Origin of the sequence: Clostridium sp. AF35-15 (genome assembly GCF_003477745.1) — a bacterium.
Taxonomy (GTDB): domain Bacteria; phylum Bacillota; class Clostridia; order Lachnospirales; family Lachnospiraceae; genus Otoolea; species Otoolea fessa.
Genome location: NZ_QUDY01000003.1, coordinates 21,338 through 39,624, shown reverse-complemented (window position 1 = coordinate 39,624; position 18,287 = coordinate 21,338). Strand labels below are relative to the sequence as shown.

Sequence of the window (18,287 nt, the reverse complement as noted above, 5' to 3'; positions counted from 1 at the left end):
ACCTCCATGTAAGAAACTGGTTTTATTTTGCGTTTTTTAGGCGCAGGAAGAGAATGGACAGGGAAGATGGAAGCGAGAAGGAAAGGAAGGAAAACAGATGCAGGAACGGGAGGCGGCTGGGGTTCTCCGGGACACGGCGGCGATCCGCACGCCATTTTATGTGGTGGATGAGACGCTTTTAAAGAAAAATCTGGAAATTTTGAAAGATACGGCAGAGCGGGCTGGATGCCGGATTCTGCTGGCACAGAAAGCATTTTCCATGTATTCGGTCTACCCGCTGATTCGTCAGTATCTGTCGGGAACCGCGGCGAGCGGGCTTTATGAGGCGCGACTTGGAAAAACGGAGTTTGGCGGGGAGACCCATGTGTTTTCTGCCGCCTACCGCCCGGATGAGTTTGATGAGATTTTAAATTATGCCGACCACATCGTTTTTAATACGCCGGGGCAGGTGCTGAAATATGGTGAAAAAGTAAAAAAAGCCGGAAAACAGGCGGGACTCCGGCTGAACCCGGAGTGTTCCACGCAGGAGGGTCACGCGATCTATGATCCGTGTGCGCCGGGATCCCGCATGGGGACGACTCTTTCGATGCTTTCGGAGGCGGGAAACTTTGAAGAAACTATCCTTCCGTATCTGAATGGATTTCATATGCATACGCTCTGCGAGCAGAATTCAGATGACCTGGAGACGACGCTGCGGGCAGCGGAGGAGAAGTTTGGAGCCTGGTTTTCAAAGGTAAAATGGCTGAACCTGGGCGGCGGACACCACATTACGAGAGAAGATTATGATCGGGAACGCCTGATCCGTCTGGTGTGCGGGCTGCGCGAAAAATATGGGGTAGAAGTATACCTGGAACCGGGCGAGGCAGTTGTCTTAAACGCGGGATTTCTTGTGACTTCCGTGCTGGAGACGATGGAAAACGGCATGCAGATTGCAATTCTGGATACCTCGGCGGCCTGTCATATGCCGGATGTGTTGGAAATGCCGTACCGTCCGCCGCTTATCGGAGCGGGAGAAGCGGGCGAAAAGCCGTATACGTTCCGCCTGGGCGGACCAACCTGTCTTTCGGGAGACTGCATCGGGGATTATTCGTTTGATGCACCGCTAAAAGAGGGCGGGCGGCTGGTGTTTGGCGATATGGCACTCTATACGATGGTCAAAAATAATACCTTTAATGGAATGCCGCTTCCGTCGATCGTATACCGGCATGAAGATGGGACAGCGGAAGTGGTGCGGGCGTTTGGATATGAGAATTTTGTGGGACGGTTGTAAGCTTGGGGCGAATCGGGGATTGTATTTTTTTATTAAAAAGAGTAAAATGAAATGACTTGCAGAAAGATTACAAAGAATGTCTGCGAGGACAGCCGTTATACATTGTTACACAGTATGGGAATAACGGTTACACAAGTTTTAGAGAATAAAAGGATAGAGAGATAAAGTTATGATACAGGATATCGCACCACATCGCTATGACAATACATACCACATTCAGAAACCTGGAGCACAGGACTACGTCTTCTGCATCCAGAAAAGCCGGATTCTTCTGCGTGAGACCGTGGAGGAACATGTGCTTACTATCCCGCGCCGGGAGGAGATTGAGGCGGCAGTTCCGGAACTGATGGATCGGGCGGTTTATCTCTTTTCGGTTGATGAGAAGCCGTATTTTCTGGTCAGTGTGCCGGAGAAAGAAGCGGAAGAGATTCTGGCAAAGCTAAAAGAAGGTGCTGGTCAGATGCCTGTTTCAGACAAAAATCATATGGAAGCTGGGAAGATGGCTTCTGGTGCACTGGAAGGGGCAGAAAAAGAGCCGGAGCAGCTTTGCTATGCATGGAAAACGTCAACCGACATCCGTGCGATGGAGCCGATGCACCAGGCATTTGCAGCGATCACGGCGGTGCAGCTGTGGCGCTGGAGACAGAGCCGTCAGTTTTGCGGACGCTGTGGGGCAAAGACGCAGGACAGCCGGACCGAGCGGGCACTCGTCTGCCCGGTCTGCGGTCAGACGGAATATCCAAAGATCTCCCCGGCAGTCATCGTGGCGATCACGAACGGGAACAAACTTCTTATGTCGCGCTACCGCGTCAACCACAGTACCTACCGTGGGTATGCGCTGATCGCTGGATTTGTCGAGATCGGAGAGACATTTGAAGAGACCGTCCGCCGCGAAGTGATGGAGGAAGTCGGGCTGAAAGTTAAAAATATCCGCTATTTCAAGAGTCAGCCGTGGGCATTTACTGATACGGAGATGATCGGATTTTTTGCAGAACTGGATGGGGACGATAAGATCCGGCTGCAGGAGGACGAGCTTTCTGAGGCAGGCTGGTATACGCGTGAGGAGATCCCGGACGATGCACGCCTCATCAGTGTCGGAACCGAGATGAAGATGTATTTTAAATACGGTCCGGACTGGGAGAAAAAGTGGCAGGAACACCAGAAATGATGTGTTGATATATCGTTAATGTACACAGGTAGGCACTTTTGGAACCGAAAGTGCCGTAAGAAAACATGGTGGCAGCAGGAATTTGCCGTATTTAAATGCGGAGCCACGGCAAATTCCGTTACTGGGCACGTATGCGTGAACAGTAATGATATAGCTCTGGGGAATACTAGGCATTCCTTTTAATTAGTTGACAAACTGAGAATTGGTTGCTATCATTAAGGCAATACGAACAAGACAGAAGATCAAGGTGGGAAGATTGCATGAGCAGAATTGTGTTATCACTGCTGGTAGATAATACTGCCGGCGTTTTAAGCCGTGTGGCTGGACTTTTCAGCCGCCGCGGATATAATATCGAAAGTCTTACAGTTGGCGTGACCGCGGATCCGAGATACTCCCGTATGACGGTTGTATCGCTGGGCGATCATCAGGTTCTGGAGCAGATTCAGAAGCAGCTTGGAAAACTGGAAGATGTACACGACATAAAGGAACTGCGGGAAGGTCATTCCGTATACCGTGAGCTGATGCTCGTCAAGGTGAGAGCAAATGCAAACCAGCGGATGGCGATTAATGCAATTTCCGAGATTTTCCGTGCGTCGATTGTCGATGTGGGAAAAGATTCTGTCACTGTTATGCTGACAGGCGACCAGTCCAAACAGGACGCGCTGATTAATCTTCTGGAAGATTATGAGATTCTGGAGTTAGCCAGAACAGGTCTTACAGGTCTTTCCAGAGGTGCCGATGATATCCGCTATCTGCCATAGTACATCAGTCGATAGACTGGATACAAGGCATTCAACAGGTTTACAAAGTTTGGTCCAAAGACGCACAGAGAGGCGCCGGTCTATGCTTTATAATAAATTTATTTTATTTTTGTTAGATCCAAGGAGGAAATGAAAAATGGCAGCAAAGATTTACTATCAGGAAGATTGTAATTTATCCTTATTAGAAGGACAGAAGATTGCTATTATCGGTTACGGCAGCCAGGGTCATGCACATGCCTTGAACTTAAAAGAGTCCGGATGTGATGTTATCATTGGTCTTTACGAGGGCAGCAAGTCTTGGGCAAAAGCAGAGGCACAGGGATTTAAAGTATACACCGCAGCAGAGGCTGCAAAACAGGCTGATATCATCATGGTCCTGATCAACGATGAGCTTCAGGCAGATATGTACAAGAAAGACATCGAGCCAAATCTGGAAGAGGGCAACATGCTTATGTTCGCTCATGGCTTTAACATCCACTTCGGATGCATCAAACCGCCGAAGAATGTCGATGTAACCATGATCGCTCCGAAGGCACCGGGTCACACTGTAAGAAGTGAGTATCAGGCTGGTAAGGGTACACCGTGTCTGGTAGCAGTAGAGCAGGATTACACAGGCAAAGCACTTGACCGCGCACTGGCTTATGGTCTTGGCATCGGCGGCGCTAGAGCAGGCCTTCTGGAGACTACATTCCGTACCGAGACTGAGACAGACCTCTTCGGTGAGCAGGCAGTTCTTTGCGGCGGTGTTTGTGCTCTGATGCAGGCTGGTTTCGAGACTCTGTGTGAGGCTGGTTATGACCCGAGAAATGCTTACTTCGAGTGTATCCATGAGATGAAGCTGATCGTAGACCTGATTTATCAGTCTGGTTTCGCTGGTATGAGATACTCCATCTCCAACACAGCTGAGTACGGCGATTATGTAACCGGACCGAAGATCGTTACCGCTGAGACAAAGAAAGCTATGAAGAAAATTCTGTCCGATATCCAGGACGGTACCTTTGCAAAAGAGTTCTTACTGGATATGTCCCCGGCAGGTCGTCAGGTACACTTCCAGGCTATGAGAAAGCTTGCTTCCGAGCATCCGTCTGAGAAAGTCGGCGCAGAGATCCGTAAGCTTTACAGCTGGAACAACGAGAACGATAAGCTGATCAACAACTAATCGTTTTTCGAGTATAGGAAATCTTATACAGGGCTGCTGCAGTTTTGCAGCGGTCCTGTTTTTTTGTTTCATAGGAAATTCTTTGGAATGTTCTATTACACAAAAAGGCACATTCTTTTTATATGAATGGGAAAGGAAACGCGGATGAAACGCTATGATGACGTAAATATAATCAAGGCATACGCCTGTCTGGCGGTCTTTGGAAGTCACTGGTTCGGTACATTCGGGAGTTGGGGCAGCAATAAGGTAAATGCGCTGATGGAAATAGGACCGCTTCCCCTGTTCCGCTATGGAACCTTCGGGGTTAGTCTTTTTTTGATGATCAGCGGAATGCTGATAGCCGATAAGGTATATTCCGGGCGGTTTACTTCGTGGAGCTTAGAGATCCTGCGCCGCTATCTGAAACTGACCTGCCCGCTGACGGTCACCTTTCTGCTGGCATATCTATTTTACCGGGGCGGTCTCTTCTACACGGTGCGGGTTGCGCCGCGTCTGGAAAATGAGTGGCTGAGCAACTTTTACAGCTATCTGCCAGGCGGTCTGAAGGCGATCCGCTATGCCTGGTTTGATACAATCTTCAAGGCGGATTCAACGTACTATGGTCCATCCTGGATGCTGACCTACACTTTCATGGGAAGTATTCTGACTCTTGTACTTTCATCCGCCCTCCGGGAAGTAGGAACCCGCCAGAAAATCCTGATTCTGGCAGGTGTCGCGGCAGTGCTGATCGGAATGAACAGCTTTTATATCTGCCTGCTTCTGGGAAATGGGATCTGTCTGCTGATGCGGGCAGTTGAAAAGTCCATGAAAGAAAGAGAGCGAAAAGAGAATCTGCTTAAAGATGGAGAAGGAAAATATGGCATCTTTGGTGCTGCCCTCTGGATTTTCAGCATCTGGTTCGTCCGAAAATCTTTCTGGATCGGAACCACATTGGGAGCGCATGGATTTCCAGGCGGACTCGGAACCATGGAATTCTATGGTCATGTTGCTGCATTCCTGATGATTTTAGGCTTCCGTCTCTTCTGGCTCGGCGGTCTGGAGACCTGGCTCCCGGAGATACTTAAAAAAATTATTCTGTGGATCGGCGAGTATAGCATGGGAATCTTCCTGACGCACTGGCTTGTGATTGCCAGCTTTTCCTGTTGGTTTTATAGCATTTATTCTGAGGCGGGAGAGAAGCTGGCGATCGGGGTGAATCTGGTTCTGAGCTGTATTTTAATAGGAATTTGTTCGAAAGTGTATGTCTGGCTGGTAGATGGGAAAATATTTCCATGTGTGTGGAAATGTGCGAAGAATATTTTAAAAGAAAATCGGTAACTGCTCAGTAGGTCTGCGCATTTACTGCGCTGACCGTACGAAAACATGGGCTAGCAGGCAAAAATTCCATTGCCGCAGGCAATTTTTAATGAATTTTTGCGCGTGACTGTGAAGGTACTGAACAGTTACGAAAATTGATAAAAATAGGAACTAAACAGAAAAAGTCCGGCATATGGCAGCTTGACCGCCATGCGCCGGACTTTTTCGTTTCATAGGAAATGGCGTCCGTGTTGCCAATTATTTCATCATTCTGAACAAAACTGCACAAAATCATTCATCGTCCGCGTCATCGCCGTCGGATGATAAGCAAATCCAATCGTTCGGTTTCGGATTGGCACTTCCAGCGGGAGTTCGATCAGCGAACCATCTTTTAATTCTTCCCGCACAAACTCGCGGATCACACATCCGATTCCAAGTCCCGTTTTGGCAAATTCAATCAGAAGATCCATCGTCGTCGCCTCTAAAATCTGCTTCGGTTCAATTCCGTGCTCTGCAAAGTAGGCGTCAATGTGCGTGCGCGTCATATTGCTGCGGTCGAGCAGCAGGATTGTCCCGGATTCGAACGGATCAACATCGGCACCTTCGCGGATCCGCAGATTTTCCAGATACGACCGGGTGCAGACGAAGGTGTCCTCAATTCGCATGACTGGGAGAAACGAAAGGCTGCGGCGGTTTTTCGGCTCGGCGATCAGACCGATGTCGAGTTTCTGCTGTTCCAGCATCGAGATTGTGCGTGCAGTGTCCTGACTTTCAATCAAAATGCGGACATGCGGGTACTGCGCGATAAATCCCTTTAAATAAGGAAGAAGAATATATTTGCACAGCGTGTTGCTGACGCCGATCTTGAGCTGTCCGATGTGGAGGTTCTGGATCTGTTTCAGCTCATTTTCACCGCGCTCCAGTGCTTCAAAAGCGGCTTCCACATGCTGAAATAAGACCTGTCCCTCTGCGGTCAGGGAGACACCGCGGGAATTGCGGATAAAAAGTGCCATGCCGAGGCTTTCTTCCAGCTTGCTGATTGATTTGCTGATCGCGGGCTGACTGATAAAAAGTTCCTTGGCGGCGCGGGAAATATTACCGGCGCGTGCAACGGCGTAGAAAATACGGTACTGGGTTAAATGTTGTTCCATAATACTCCTTTATATCTATAAAGTTACTGTTCACGCATACGTGCCCAGTAACGGAATTTGCCGCGGCTTCGCATTTAAATACGGCAAATTCCTGCTGCCACCACGTTTTCTTACGGCACTTTCGGTTCCAAAAGTGCCTACTCGTGAACAGTAACACTATAACTTCGACTCATAGTATCTATTAATAATATATATTTGTATTATAACAGAGCCGGTGCTATAATACAAACATAAAAAAGCAAAAGATGGCAGCGGCACCGTTGGAACAGAGTTTTTTCCTATAACAGTAAGGGCATCGGAGCCGTTACCAAGTATGTATATGCAGGAGGAAATAAATCATGGGAATGACAATGACACAGAAGATCCTGGCAGCGCACGCGGGTCTTGCAGAGGTAAAAGCAGGACAGTTGATCGAAGCAGATCTGGATCTGGTTCTTGGAAATGATATCACAACGCCGGTAGCGGTCAATGAGATGAAGAAGATGGACAACCAGACGGTATTCAATCATGACAAAATTGCGCTGGTTATGGATCATTTTATCCCGAATAAGGATATCAAGTCGGCGGAAAACTGCAAATGCTGTCGTGAATTTGCCTGTCGTCATGATATCACCAACTATTTTGACGTAGGAGAGATGGGAATCGAGCATGCACTCCTTCCGGAAAAAGGTCTGGTTGTAGCAGGTGATGCAGTCATCGGTGCGGATTCCCATACCTGTACATACGGCGCACTTGGCGCATTCTCTACAGGTGTCGGCAGTACCGATATGGCAGCTGGCATGGTAACCGGTAAGGCTTGGTTCAAGGTACCGTCCGCGATCAAGTTCAACCTGATCGGCAAACCGGCAAAATGGGTCAGTGGTAAAGATGTCATTCTTCACATTATCGGTATGATCGGCGTAGATGGCGCGCTGTACCGTTCCATGGAGTTTGTCGGCGAGGGCATCAAGAACCTTTCCATGGATGACCGTTTCACGATCTGCAACATGGCGATCGAGGCAGGCGGCAAGAACGGTATCTTTCCGGTTGATGAGAAGACCATCGAGTACTTAAAAGAGCATTCTAAACGTGATTTCAAGGTATATGAGGCAGATCCGGATGCAGAGTATGACGAAGAGTACACCATAGACTTATCCGAGTTAAAGCCGACCGTATCCTTCCCGCATCTTCCGGAGAATACGAGAACGATCGATGAGGTGGGTGACATTGCGATCGATCAGGTTGTCATTGGCTCCTGTACGAACGGACGTATCGAGGATATGCGTATCGCAGCTGAGATCTTAAAGGGCAGAAAAGTGAAAAAAGGTCTGCGCTGCATCGTGATTCCGGCGACACAGGCGATCTATTTACAGTCCATGAAAGAGGGACTTTTAGAGACCTTCATCGAGGCTGGTGCTGTTGTCAGCACTCCGACCTGCGGTCCGTGCCTGGGCGGTTATATGGGTATCCTGGCAGAAGGCGAGAGATGTGTATCCACGACCAATCGTAACTTCGTTGGACGTATGGGACACGTGGATTCTGAGATTTATCTGGCAAGCCCGGCAGTGGCAGCAGCCAGCGCCATTACCGGAAAAGTGAGCGGACCGGCGGAACTGGGACTGTAATAGGCATAAAAGTTTAGGAATAAGTAAAACGGATGTAACTGTTCAGTAGGTCTGCGCGTGACTGTGAAGGTACTGAACAGTTACAAACGGATATTACGGTTCGGGGAAAGGTTTCCTGCAATCGCAGATGCCGTTTCGTGAATTGGAATAAAATAACAGGATAAATCGCAGGAGGATATAGAAATGAAAGCAAATGGACATGTGTTTAAATATGGAGACAATGTAGATACAGACGTTATCATCCCGGCAAGATACTTAAACTCTCCGGATGGCAACGAGCTGGCAAAACATTGTATGGAAGATATTGATAAAGAGTTTGTAAATAAAGTACAGAAGGGTGATATCATCGTAGCAAATAAGAACTTTGGCTGCGGTTCTTCCCGCGAGCATGCGCCGCTGGCAATCAAGTGTGCAGGTGTAAGCTGTGTTATTGCTGAGACGTTTGCACGTATTTTCTACCGCAACTCTATTAATATCGGTCTGCCGATCATCGAGTGCCCGGAGGCTGCAAAAGCAATCGCGGCTGGTGATGAGGTAGAGGTTGATTTTGACAGCGGTGTGATTACCGATAAAACCACCGGCCAGAGCTTCCAGGGGCAGGCGTTCCCGGAGTTCATGCAGAAGATCATCACAGCCGGTGGACTGGTAAACTATATCAACCAGAAATAAGAGGAGTGCACTAAATTTGTCTCCAGAAAGGATTTAGCTTATGACAAAAACAAACGTAATGCGTCTTTTAGACGCGGCTGGAATCGATTATGAAGCAGGCGAGTATGAAGTAGATGAGGACGACTTATCCGGCAGCCATGCGGCGGATATGATGGGGATGGACCATGACACGATGTTCAAAACGCTCGTTTTAAAGGGCGATAAGAACGGCTATCTGGTCTGCTGTATCCCGGTCGATGAGGAGCTGGACCTGAAAAAGGTGGCAAAGGCTTCCAAGGACAAGAAAGTGGAGATGATCCATATGAAGGAACTTCTTCCGCTGACCGGCTATATGCGAGGTGGTTGTTCCCCGATCGGCATGAAAAAGAAGTTCCCTACTTATATAGAAGAAACAGCGCAGATTTTCGACAAAATCAGCATCAGCGCGGGTCAGAGAGGTGTTCAGGTCATTCTGAATCCGGAGGAACTTGCAAAATATGTGGATGCACAGTTTGTAGCGCTGATCTAGAGTGGTAAGGAGTCTGTCTGACACCTTTACAGATACCATAATTGTTCTATTACAGTTGACATAAAAAACAGGCGACTTGATTCGCCTGTTTTTTTGACGGGCAGAATTTAACAGAATTGTAAAAAATTGAAAATTTTATACCAGCCAAAGTTTATAAAAATTGGGAAGAAAAAGCAAAAAAGTTTATAAAATGCTCACATAAATATTAAGGAAAAGTTAAATGAGAATGTGATTTGTCACAAAAATGTAAAAAAGACGTTGACTTTGAAGCCGGAAACCACATATAATGTCTCCCGTCACTTGAAGGAAGCGGCACAGGCAGAGAGGATCTGTCCTTAGCTGTCAGAAAAAATCAGACAGCCAAAGAAGATGCCGCAGATGTTAAATGGCAGTCAGACCGGTTTTGGGAGGACTGCACTGATAGAAAGAGGAGAGTGTATGCCAAGCATTGACACATTTCTTCAGACTGCTTATCAGTTTATAAAGGCATTATTTGTCCGTGTGACAAAAAGGATGTACCGGACCGCAGCCGTATTGATGACGGGGGCAGCGGTTGTGACGGTGATAGCATTTAATTCGGTCAGTTTTGGCGGCGTTGGCAAAAATGCAGCCTCGGCACACCGGGAATATCCGGATGATGTGGAACTGACAGAAATGCTGCAGTCAGAAGAAACGACAGAGACAGAGAGCTTATCAGAATTTACGATTCTCGCCTCCAACGAGGAAAGTCAGCATCTACTCGGACAGAGGATGGAGCAGGGGATTCAGGATGAACTTGCGAAGGAAGCTCTGGAAGTAGAGGTAATCGAACGAGAAGTACGAATGCAGACCCAGCAGGCGGCGCAGGAAGCAGAAGAACGGGAGCGCCGGGAACGCGCAGTCATCTCTTACAGCGATGAAGATTACAGTGTTCTGCAGAAAATTGTGCAGGCGGAGGCGGGTGTGTGTGACGACAGGGGAAAGATACTGGTTGCAAATGTAATCATCAACCGGGTGAAAAACAAGAAATTCCCGAACAGCGTTAAAGCCGTTGTGTACGAACCATCCCAGTTCTCACCGGTACTGGATGGAACGATCAACAGCTGTAAGGTAACGCAGCAGACAATTGACTGCGTCAACCGTGCACTGGAAGGCGAGGATTACTCGGGCGGCGCCCTGTACTTCATGAACCGCGGAATCTCTGCTTCCTCCAATGTACGCTGGTTCGATGGCAAGCTGACCTATGTCATGCAGCATGGTGGACATGAATTTTACAAATAAAGAGTGAAAAGCAGAAAAGAAAGATGGCTGGAGAAAAGTTGTCTTTCTTTTTTGCGTAAAATGTATTAGAATGGTCGTAAGCAATGAAAACGTAGTTTTTTCAAGCTGGTGTGCTGCGGAGTAATGCACCGCGGACTACAATAAGGAGAACGAACCATATGAACCATATCATACTATTTGACCTCGACGGAACCCTTACAGATCCGAAGGAAGGCATCACAAAGTCTGTCCAGCATGCGCTGCAGGCATACGGGATCGATGAGCCGGATCTGGATAAACTGTGTCCGTTCATCGGACCGCCGCTGTCGGACAGTTTTAAAGAATATTACGGATTCAGCGAAGCGCAGGCGCGCGAAGCGATTGACCATTTCCACGAATATTTTACGAAACAGGGAATGTTTGAAAACAAAGTCTATCCGGGAATCCGGGAGATGCTGGCACGTTTAAAGGATGCCGGTCTTACGCTGGCGGTGGCAACCTCGAAGCCGGAACCGTTTGCTATTCAGATTCTGGAGCATTTTGATCTGCTTTCCTACTTTACCCTGGTTGGCGGGGCGGATATGGAGGAGATCCGGGTCCGCAAAGGCGATGTGATTGCCTACACGCTGGACCGTCTGGGAACAACACCGGAGAAATCGAAGGTTATCATGGTGGGCGACCGGAAACACGATATTATCGGGGCGCATGAAAATCAGCTCCCATGTGCGGCAGTGCTGTATGGATATGGTTCCCGGGAAGAGTTTACGGAAAATGGGGCAGACTACCAGATTGAGACGGTGGAAGAGCTGGGAGATTTCCTGATGAAGTGGGGAGAAGTATAAAAGACAAAAAAGAGCTTCTTAAAAGAGATAGAGAGATGGATAACCTGAACAGTAACAACCTGACCGCATTATCAGAAAATGGAACTTGAAAAAACATCCGACTTGCGGTATAATAGCCGTATCAAAAGAGAATATTTGTAATTCCTGGGATGCTCGACAACTCTTGCTTTTTTTGAACCTACATTTTGACTAACGGGATTCCGATATTTTTAGATGGATGTCAGGCCTCCTCTCGAGTGGAAGACAGAAATCTAAGTGAGGTTGCCCACCTAGCAGCGCTAGGCGTCAATATGGTAAGAGCCGGCATTTTGGGGTTACAAAGGATAAAAGCAGCGAGCAATCGCTGCTTTCTCTGTAAAAGAAAGTGTGTAAAGAAAATGTAACATTTTCCAGAAGCACATTGTAAAATCAGAAAAGAGGAACGGATAAGAACATAAGTATGGAAAAAAGAGATTTCAAAGAATACATTTATATGGGGATGACGGCAGTTTCGGTGATTGCGGTCTGCATACTGCTCTGGTTCAGCATCCAACACTGGGATGTGGTGTCGGCGGGCACCCGCAAGGTTGTGAAAATCCTCGCGCCGATTCTCTGCGGTGCGGTGCTGACGTATCTGACCGCCCCGGCATATAACTGGGTAGCAGGGATCGTGGAAAAGACCCTTGGCTCTGTCACTAAGAATTCCAAATACGTTCGTGGTGCAGCCCGGATGCTTGCGACGGCAGCCTGTCTGGGGCTGGTTATTGTGCTTGTGGTAGGGATGTTCCAGCTTATGATCCCGCAGCTGATCGAGAGTTTGATCGGCATTCAGGATTCATTTCCGCTGTATGTGCAGAATGTGTATGAATGGATTCAGCGTATTTTGAAAAATAATCCGGAGATCGAAAATATGGTTCTGAGCAGTTTTGAAAATAATCTGGCAGTTTTTCAGAACTGGGCGGAGAAATCGTTTACCAACATTGATATGCACCGGATTGGACAGATCGTGACAGGCCTTTCCAGCAGCGTGCTGGGTGTCCTGGAATTTATCAAAAACTGGCTGATCGGTCTGATCGTCATGGTGTATCTGCTAAATATCAAAGATACACTGGCAGCACAGGGAAAGAAGATTGTCTATGGCTGCCTGAATCTAAGACAGGCGAATCTGGTAATCGAGGAGCTCCGGTTTATCAATCAGATGTTCGGCGGCTTCATCATCGGCAAGCTGGTGGATTCCCTCATTATCGGTATTATCTGTTTCATCGGTGTGACGATCTTAAATATGCCGTTCCCGATGCTTTTGAGCGTCATTATCGGTGTGACGAATGTGATACCTTTTTTTGGACCGTTCATCGGTGCGATACCTGCAGCGTTCCTGGTATTCTTAGTCAGTCCGCTCCAGTGTGTGTATTTCCTCATCTGGATTCTGCTTCTGCAGCAGTTTGACGGCAATATTCTGGGACCGAAGATCCTGGGCAATTCGACAGGACTTTCGAGTTTCTGGGTACTGTTTTCGATTCTCTTCTTTGGCGGACTCTTTGGTTTCGTCGGCATGATTATCGCAGTACCGGCATTTGCGGTTATCTATGACTTGATCTCCCGCGCGGTGCACCGGTCGCTGCGGCTTCGGAAATTGCCGATGGAGACAGACGAATACCGGAAGTTAGACCACATTGATGAGAAAACAGGAACGTTTATGGAGTTAAATAAAAAGTGACTGTGAATGAGAAAGGACAGTTAAAAAATAAAGGCGGCTGGAGAAATATGGAAAAGAAAACAGGCAGATCGCGAAAGGCAGTACAGTCTCTGAAACCTAAAAAGCTGGTTTACTGGGCAGTGGCGATTCCGGCTTTTCTGGCACTCCTGCTCTTTGCAATTGTATTTTTGGATCACTCGGATAATGATATTTCACGCGCCATGGCATCGAAAGCTATGGCGTTATCATTTGCAGACCGGGACGACATCGTTGCGTCGCAGGGAGAACACGGAAGCCATTTTGGAACGCCGGATCAGGATGAATGGTATGCCAAATATATTGACTATATGATTGAGGAAGGCTATCTGGAGCCGGGAGACGAGAAGATAAGTAAAAGCTACGCGATGGGCGCACTGACCTATGGCGAAGCGGCATATGCGGCAGATCGCGTTTCAAAAGGGCTTTCGAGCGCCCTGAATGTATCTAAAAATAAATATAAAAAGGCAATGCCGAAGGAAGAATGGTGGCTGTTTTATGAGTCATTCTTAAAAAAGGCAGATTCGGAAAACGCGGTCAAAAAACAGAAGCTGGTGCTTTATGGAACACCGAAAAATGTGAAGGAAGCAGCGGCATGGACGGCATATACGGATCAGGGAACGATGAATTTTGAGGGCGTGTCGCTGGATGCCTGCATCGATCGGAAGATCGAGGTCTATGAGCGTGATGGTTCGATCATCACGCTGTGCGGCGTACAGTCTGAAAAAGTTACATATAAGAATGTCTGGATCGTTCCGGGAGAATCGGGTGGGATGGATGTGTATATTGGCACGATCGTCCGGACATTTCCAGAGGAAGAAAAGCTCAAGGATCGTACCGATGGCGTGCTGGCGGATGTCGAGCTGGATAAGGGCAAGATCCGCAAGCTGTCGCTCAAGGAAGATATGATCGAAGGAAAGGTACTTTCGGTCAAGGATGATACGATCGAGATTGACGGGTACGGAACGCTGAAACTGGACGATGATTTTAAAGTATATAAAACATATGGAGTCGTCAAGGAGCAGAAAAAGCGGGATGTGCTGGTCGGCTATGATCTGGGAAAATTTGTCGTGGCTGGCAAAAAGGTTTGCGCAGCACTCTTAAATCATGATTTTTCAGCGACGAACATCCGCGTGCTGATCATGAATGATGATTATTCCTCCTTGTTTCACACGAAGGTGGTACTCCAGTCGGACAGCACGATGCATGTGACCTGGGGCGAATCAGAGGAGACTTTGAGCCCGGGAACGAAATTGTCCGTGAGTCCTGGCGATGACCGTCTGAAAGAAGGGCGCATGACGATCACGCTGGAAGACCCGCAGAAGGAGATCCGCATCCTGAGTACCAAGCGGGCGCAGGGAACGCCGTCGTATTTCGGCAGCTTCGAGTTGAGCGAGGAGTCGGATGGGCTGCTTCTGATCAATGAGCTGGACGTCGAAGATTACCTGACACGCGTAGTGCCGAGCGAGATGCCATCTAATTATGAGCTGGAGGCGCTCAAGGCGCAGGCAGTTTGCGCACGGACGTATGCCTACCGGCAGATCAAGGCGAATGCATACAGCCGTTACGGCGCACACGTTGATGACAGCACGAACTATCAGGTGTACAATAATACAGAGAGCAGTGAGCGGACGAATCTGGCAGTCAAGGAGACGGACGGGAAGATTGTATATTACAACGATACCCCGGCGGAAACGTATTATTTTTCAACTTCCTGCGGATATTCTACCGATGGAACGATCTGGGGCGCCAGCAAAGACGAGGTTCCGTATCTGAAAGGGATCGGTTTGACGGAAAAGAAGAAGATTCCGGATTTGACGGACAACGACACATTTCTCAAGTTTATCCAGGGACAGGGTGAGCAGAATTATGATTCCTCGTTCCCGATGTACCGCTGGAAAACAACGATCACGAATAAGAAGCTGCAGCAGAAGGTAGATACCGTCGGCGAGATTCAGGGTATTTTTGTGACTTCCCGCGGTAAGGGTGGTATCGCCCAGACGGTGCAGATCGTCGGAAGCGAGGGAACCAAGACACTGAAAGGTCAGAGTCAGATTCGGAGTGTCCTCGGCTCGGAATCACTCGTTTATAAGAAAAATGACGGAACCGAACTGACAGGATGGAGTACGCTTCCGAGTGCCTTTTTCTCGGTGGATGAAACTGCCAGGGATGAGGAAAAAGACATCCGCACATTTACCATCTGGGGCGGCGGCTACGGTCACGGAGTCGGCATGAGCCAGAACGGCGCACAGGAGATGGCGCGCGAAGGCAAGAATTATGAAGAGATTCTGATGTTCTTTTATGATGGGGTTGAAATTCGGGATTGTGAGGAAGATTAGATTTAGAAGATGGCTGCGCTGAAAGGGCACGGTCAGGATTCCTCCCCAAATGATAAGAGTGTGTGATTGGGGTAAATTAGAAAAAATTCAGGTATTATGTATTATTAAGTAGAAAAGAGACGCATTCGTAAAATGAAAGAAGCGTCTCTTTTTCTGTTGCTTGTATGGATTTCAAGGATGAAGCAGTTATACTGTGTGACGGACTATTTGCGGTACAAATATTTTGGAAGTCCGTTTTCCATAATATGGGAAACGTCCCCTTGGATCAGCGGCTGCGAGTAAGCCAGGAAATCATCGCTGACATCGGTACCGTTTTTCGTGATCCACTCGGCAGGTACTTTCTTTTCCTGATTGCAGATCAGATTGACATCCTTGAGAACTGGATGAATTTTATATACAGTGTTACGATGTTTTACGCATGAAGCGGATGCTGCGCCTAAGTCTGCAGCGTTTGAAACGGCAGCAGCTGCATGAACAGGTTCAGAAGCAGCTGTATCAGTCTCACGCTCAAATGCCACCATCTGCCCAGTATGGCCGTCCAGAGCTGCCTGGACACCGAAACGGCCTGCCATCTCGGCCTCATTCAGATCAGTAGCGGAAACGGTGAGACCGGAGCAGCGCTGGTTGACGTTGAGCTCGACCGAGCGCACCTTGACGCCGAACTGGTTGCGGACATAATTTTCCAGAATTTTTCCGCATCCGGCTAACATTTTGTGACCGAAGGTGTCGACCTGGGCTTCGGTTGAATATTCGCAGATAAAACGACCGCCGTGGTCGCGGATGCCCTCGGAGACGCAGACGATGACATTCGCTGTCTTTTCAAACGCTTTCTTTAAGTCGTCATTAAATTGTGCCAGCTCAAATGGAGCTTCCGGCAGATAGATTAAGAGCGGATTGTCACCGGCTTCCTTGCGTGCTAAGGCAGAGGCAGCCGTCAGCCATCCGGCATGGCGTCCCATGATCTCAACGATGGTGACCGATTTCTGCTGATAGACAGAGGCGTCCAGCGCAATTTCACGGATGGATGCAGCGACATAGCGGGCAGCGCTGCCGTATCCCGGCGTGTGATCGGTCAGGACGAGATCGTTGTCGATCGTCTTGGGAATGCCGATAAAGCGGATCGGGCTTTTGATCTGCGCCGCATAGCGGGAAAGCTTGCTGACGGTGTCCATCGAGTCGTTGCCGCCGATGTAAAAGAAATAGCCGATGTCCAGCCGCTCCAGTTTTTCAAAGAGGACGCGGTAGAAGCTGTCGGAGAGGTTCTCAGGGAGTTTAAAACGGCAGGAACCCAGATACGCCGCCGGAGTCAGGCGAAGAAGTTCCAGATCGTCATCGGAGAGTGTTTCTGAAAGGTTCATATAAGAATCCGCGAGAAAGCCCTCGATTCCATTGATCATACCGTAGACGCAGCCAACCGCATCGCTGTGGCGCGCACCTTCGCAGATAACGCCGTAAAGGCTCCCGTTGATAACTGCGGTCGGTCCGCCGGACTGTCCGACTAAGATGTTTTTCTTGTTCATAAGGTAAATCTCCTTTTTGTGAGGTAAGTACAAGGTTTATGATATAAAAAGTTTCAAATCAATATAAAAATGTACATAAAATGATTTGCTGGAGTTGTATTTTTCATAGAGGTAAAAATAAATTAAAAAGTACAACTCAAAACGTATCTATTGTAACGGAAAGAGAGGAAGAAAGCAAGGGAAAAAGGTATGTATGATAAATAATATGAAAACCGGATACTCGGAAGCAGATAAAAGGCGTATAAAAATTTGGAGATTGATGTATAGAATAACAGAAACGGGTCATACTGTTAGTATCACAAAAGAGAAATTTTTGAATACTTATCCTCCCCTTTTTAATACCCTGTTCGTTGGCTTTGTGCAGCGGACGGGGTGTTTTTTTGTTTCATAGGAAATTACCGAAAAGCCTTTTTTAACAGGAAAACCGCGAATTTTAACCCAGATTAGCTTGCAGAGAAATGGAAGCTGCCGCTCAATCATCTATTTTTGATAATGATTTTGCAACAGCCTCTTTGTTCTTGTGATTAAAAGTATTTCCGATTCCCCCACAAATTTGCCTTTTTCAGATCCAGATACTCATTGTAGGCTTTTTCCAGGATCTGTTTTTCGTTGGAAAATTTCAGAAGGTGGTAGGCTTCGTAAAATTTGTAGTAGCCGGAATCGACGAAGTATTCTTCGCGCTGCGGCTTACTGTAGTAGCTGTCCGCCATCATCAGATACCAGTGCACGGTCTTTTCGATGGTATCCTGAGGGGTGTTGAAGGTGTACTGGCTTTTACCAATGTACTTGATGATGGAGGCGGCGACGCCAGTCTCCTCATGAACCTCCCGGAGGGCGGTCTGCTTGAAGTCTTCGCCCGGTTCTACGGTTCCTTTGGGAAGAACCCAGCCTTCGTATTTGTTCCGGTAGTTTTTGTAAAGAACGAGTAATTTTCCCCGAAATATAACCACACCGCCGCAGCTCGTTGCTTCGATCATCTGCAATCCCTCCTGTCCTGGTGTGTGCATGGAAGTTGATTCGTGGCGTATATCCGTGAGCCGGGAACCAGCT

Annotated in this window: 15 protein-coding genes and 1 other RNA gene; 13 read left to right on the top strand and 3 right to left on the bottom strand. The window is 48.0% G+C overall.

What is annotated here, in order from left to right; translation table 11 throughout:
• The first annotated feature begins 97 nt into the window (after positions 1-97).
• The 5 genes from nspC to DWZ76_RS04540 all read left to right on the top strand — a co-directional run bounded on the left by nspC (position 98) and on the right by DWZ76_RS04540 (position 5,675).
• Complete coding sequence (gene nspC / locus DWZ76_RS04560; RefSeq protein WP_118472027.1) at positions 98-1,270, top strand: carboxynorspermidine decarboxylase; 1,173 nt, start codon at positions 98-100, stop codon at positions 1,268-1,270.
• A gap of 169 nt (positions 1,271-1,439) precedes the next feature.
• Positions 1,440-2,438, top strand: coding sequence for an NAD(+) diphosphatase (gene nudC, locus DWZ76_RS04555; RefSeq protein WP_118472026.1), 999 nt, complete (start codon positions 1,440-1,442; stop codon positions 2,436-2,438).
• Positions 2,439-2,698: 260 nt separating this feature from the next.
• The gene (gene ilvN / locus DWZ76_RS04550) at positions 2,699-3,199 is read left to right on the top strand and encodes an acetolactate synthase small subunit (protein ID WP_022360536.1); all 501 of its coding nucleotides are present in this window, start codon (positions 2,699-2,701) and stop codon (positions 3,197-3,199) included.
• 136 nt (positions 3,200-3,335) lie between these two features.
• A complete protein-coding gene (gene ilvC, locus DWZ76_RS04545) occupies positions 3,336-4,358 on the top strand; it encodes a ketol-acid reductoisomerase (protein ID WP_107000119.1) in 1,023 nt (340 codons plus the stop codon).
• A 144-nt stretch (positions 4,359-4,502) separates the two neighbouring features.
• Positions 4,503-5,675 (top strand): acyltransferase family protein, encoded by a 1,173-nt coding sequence (locus tag DWZ76_RS04540; RefSeq protein ID WP_182431264.1) that lies wholly within the window; start codon positions 4,503-4,505, stop codon positions 5,673-5,675.
• 245 nt (positions 5,676-5,920) lie between these two features.
• On the opposite strand, the gene DWZ76_RS04535 is transcribed toward DWZ76_RS04540, so the two are convergent.
• Positions 5,921-6,805, bottom strand: coding sequence for a LysR family transcriptional regulator (locus DWZ76_RS04535; RefSeq protein WP_118472024.1), 885 nt, complete (start codon positions 6,803-6,805; stop codon positions 5,921-5,923).
• 338 nt (positions 6,806-7,143) lie between these two features.
• Between DWZ76_RS04535 and leuC the strand changes: the two genes are divergently transcribed.
• The 8 genes from leuC to DWZ76_RS04495 all read left to right on the top strand — a co-directional run bounded on the left by leuC (position 7,144) and on the right by DWZ76_RS04495 (position 15,717).
• On the top strand, positions 7,144-8,409 hold the full coding sequence (gene leuC, locus DWZ76_RS04530; protein WP_022359392.1) for a 3-isopropylmalate dehydratase large subunit: 1,266 nt from the start codon (positions 7,144-7,146) through the stop codon (positions 8,407-8,409).
• Positions 8,410-8,592: 183 nt separating this feature from the next.
• Entirely contained in the window at positions 8,593-9,078 is a 486-nt protein-coding gene (leuD, locus tag DWZ76_RS04525) for a 3-isopropylmalate dehydratase small subunit (RefSeq protein WP_022359393.1), read from the top strand.
• 40 nt (positions 9,079-9,118) lie between these two features.
• The gene (gene ybaK / locus DWZ76_RS04520) at positions 9,119-9,586 is read left to right on the top strand and encodes a Cys-tRNA(Pro) deacylase (protein WP_117796452.1); all 468 of its coding nucleotides are present in this window, start codon (positions 9,119-9,121) and stop codon (positions 9,584-9,586) included.
• Positions 9,587-10,024: 438 nt separating this feature from the next.
• The gene (locus tag DWZ76_RS04515) at positions 10,025-10,846 is read left to right on the top strand and encodes a cell wall hydrolase (protein WP_118293250.1); all 822 of its coding nucleotides are present in this window, start codon (positions 10,025-10,027) and stop codon (positions 10,844-10,846) included.
• A gap of 158 nt (positions 10,847-11,004) precedes the next feature.
• Entirely contained in the window at positions 11,005-11,667 is a 663-nt protein-coding gene (locus DWZ76_RS04510; RefSeq protein WP_118472023.1) for an HAD family hydrolase, read from the top strand.
• A gap of 138 nt (positions 11,668-11,805) precedes the next feature.
• Positions 11,806-11,986: non-coding RNA, 6S RNA (gene ssrS / locus DWZ76_RS04505), on the top strand.
• Positions 11,987-12,106: 120 nt separating this feature from the next.
• Complete coding sequence (locus tag DWZ76_RS04500) at positions 12,107-13,363, top strand: AI-2E family transporter (RefSeq protein WP_107000114.1); 1,257 nt, start codon at positions 12,107-12,109, stop codon at positions 13,361-13,363.
• A gap of 47 nt (positions 13,364-13,410) precedes the next feature.
• Entirely contained in the window at positions 13,411-15,717 is a 2,307-nt protein-coding gene (locus DWZ76_RS04495; RefSeq protein WP_243017777.1) for a SpoIID/LytB domain-containing protein, read from the top strand.
• Between the two features lie 203 nt (positions 15,718-15,920).
• Here DWZ76_RS04495 and DWZ76_RS04490 read toward each other — a convergent pair whose 3' ends face one another.
• Both DWZ76_RS04490 and DWZ76_RS04485 read right to left on the bottom strand, forming a co-directional pair.
• Positions 15,921-17,237 (bottom strand): 6-phosphofructokinase, encoded by a 1,317-nt coding sequence (locus DWZ76_RS04490; protein WP_118472022.1) that lies wholly within the window; start codon positions 17,235-17,237, stop codon positions 15,921-15,923.
• Between the two features lie 524 nt (positions 17,238-17,761).
• Complete coding sequence (locus tag DWZ76_RS04485; RefSeq protein ID WP_022358438.1) at positions 17,762-18,214, bottom strand: NUDIX hydrolase; 453 nt, start codon at positions 18,212-18,214, stop codon at positions 17,762-17,764.
• Positions 18,215-18,287: the final 73 nt, after the last annotated feature.

Coding starts and splice junctions, on each gene's coding strand:
- nspC (WP_118472027.1), top strand. CDS start 98: ATGCAGGAACGGGAGGCGGCTGGGGTTCTCCGGGACACGGCGGCGATC.
- nudC (WP_118472026.1), top strand. CDS start 1,440: ATGATACAGGATATCGCACCACATCGCTATGACAATACATACCACATT.
- ilvN (WP_022360536.1), top strand. CDS start 2,699: ATGAGCAGAATTGTGTTATCACTGCTGGTAGATAATACTGCCGGCGTT.
- ilvC (WP_107000119.1), top strand. CDS start 3,336: ATGGCAGCAAAGATTTACTATCAGGAAGATTGTAATTTATCCTTATTA.
- DWZ76_RS04540 (WP_182431264.1), top strand. CDS start 4,503: ATGAAACGCTATGATGACGTAAATATAATCAAGGCATACGCCTGTCTG.
- DWZ76_RS04535 (WP_118472024.1), bottom strand. CDS start 6,805: ATGGAACAACATTTAACCCAGTACCGTATTTTCTACGCCGTTGCACGC.
- leuC (WP_022359392.1), top strand. CDS start 7,144: ATGGGAATGACAATGACACAGAAGATCCTGGCAGCGCACGCGGGTCTT.
- leuD (WP_022359393.1), top strand. CDS start 8,593: ATGAAAGCAAATGGACATGTGTTTAAATATGGAGACAATGTAGATACA.
- ybaK (WP_117796452.1), top strand. CDS start 9,119: ATGACAAAAACAAACGTAATGCGTCTTTTAGACGCGGCTGGAATCGAT.
- DWZ76_RS04515 (WP_118293250.1), top strand. CDS start 10,025: ATGCCAAGCATTGACACATTTCTTCAGACTGCTTATCAGTTTATAAAG.
- DWZ76_RS04510 (WP_118472023.1), top strand. CDS start 11,005: ATGAACCATATCATACTATTTGACCTCGACGGAACCCTTACAGATCCG.
- DWZ76_RS04500 (WP_107000114.1), top strand. CDS start 12,107: ATGGAAAAAAGAGATTTCAAAGAATACATTTATATGGGGATGACGGCA.
- DWZ76_RS04495 (WP_243017777.1), top strand. CDS start 13,411: ATGGAAAAGAAAACAGGCAGATCGCGAAAGGCAGTACAGTCTCTGAAA.
- DWZ76_RS04490 (WP_118472022.1), bottom strand. CDS start 17,237: ATGAACAAGAAAAACATCTTAGTCGGACAGTCCGGCGGACCGACCGCA.
- DWZ76_RS04485 (WP_022358438.1), bottom strand. CDS start 18,214: ATGATCGAAGCAACGAGCTGCGGCGGTGTGGTTATATTTCGGGGAAAA.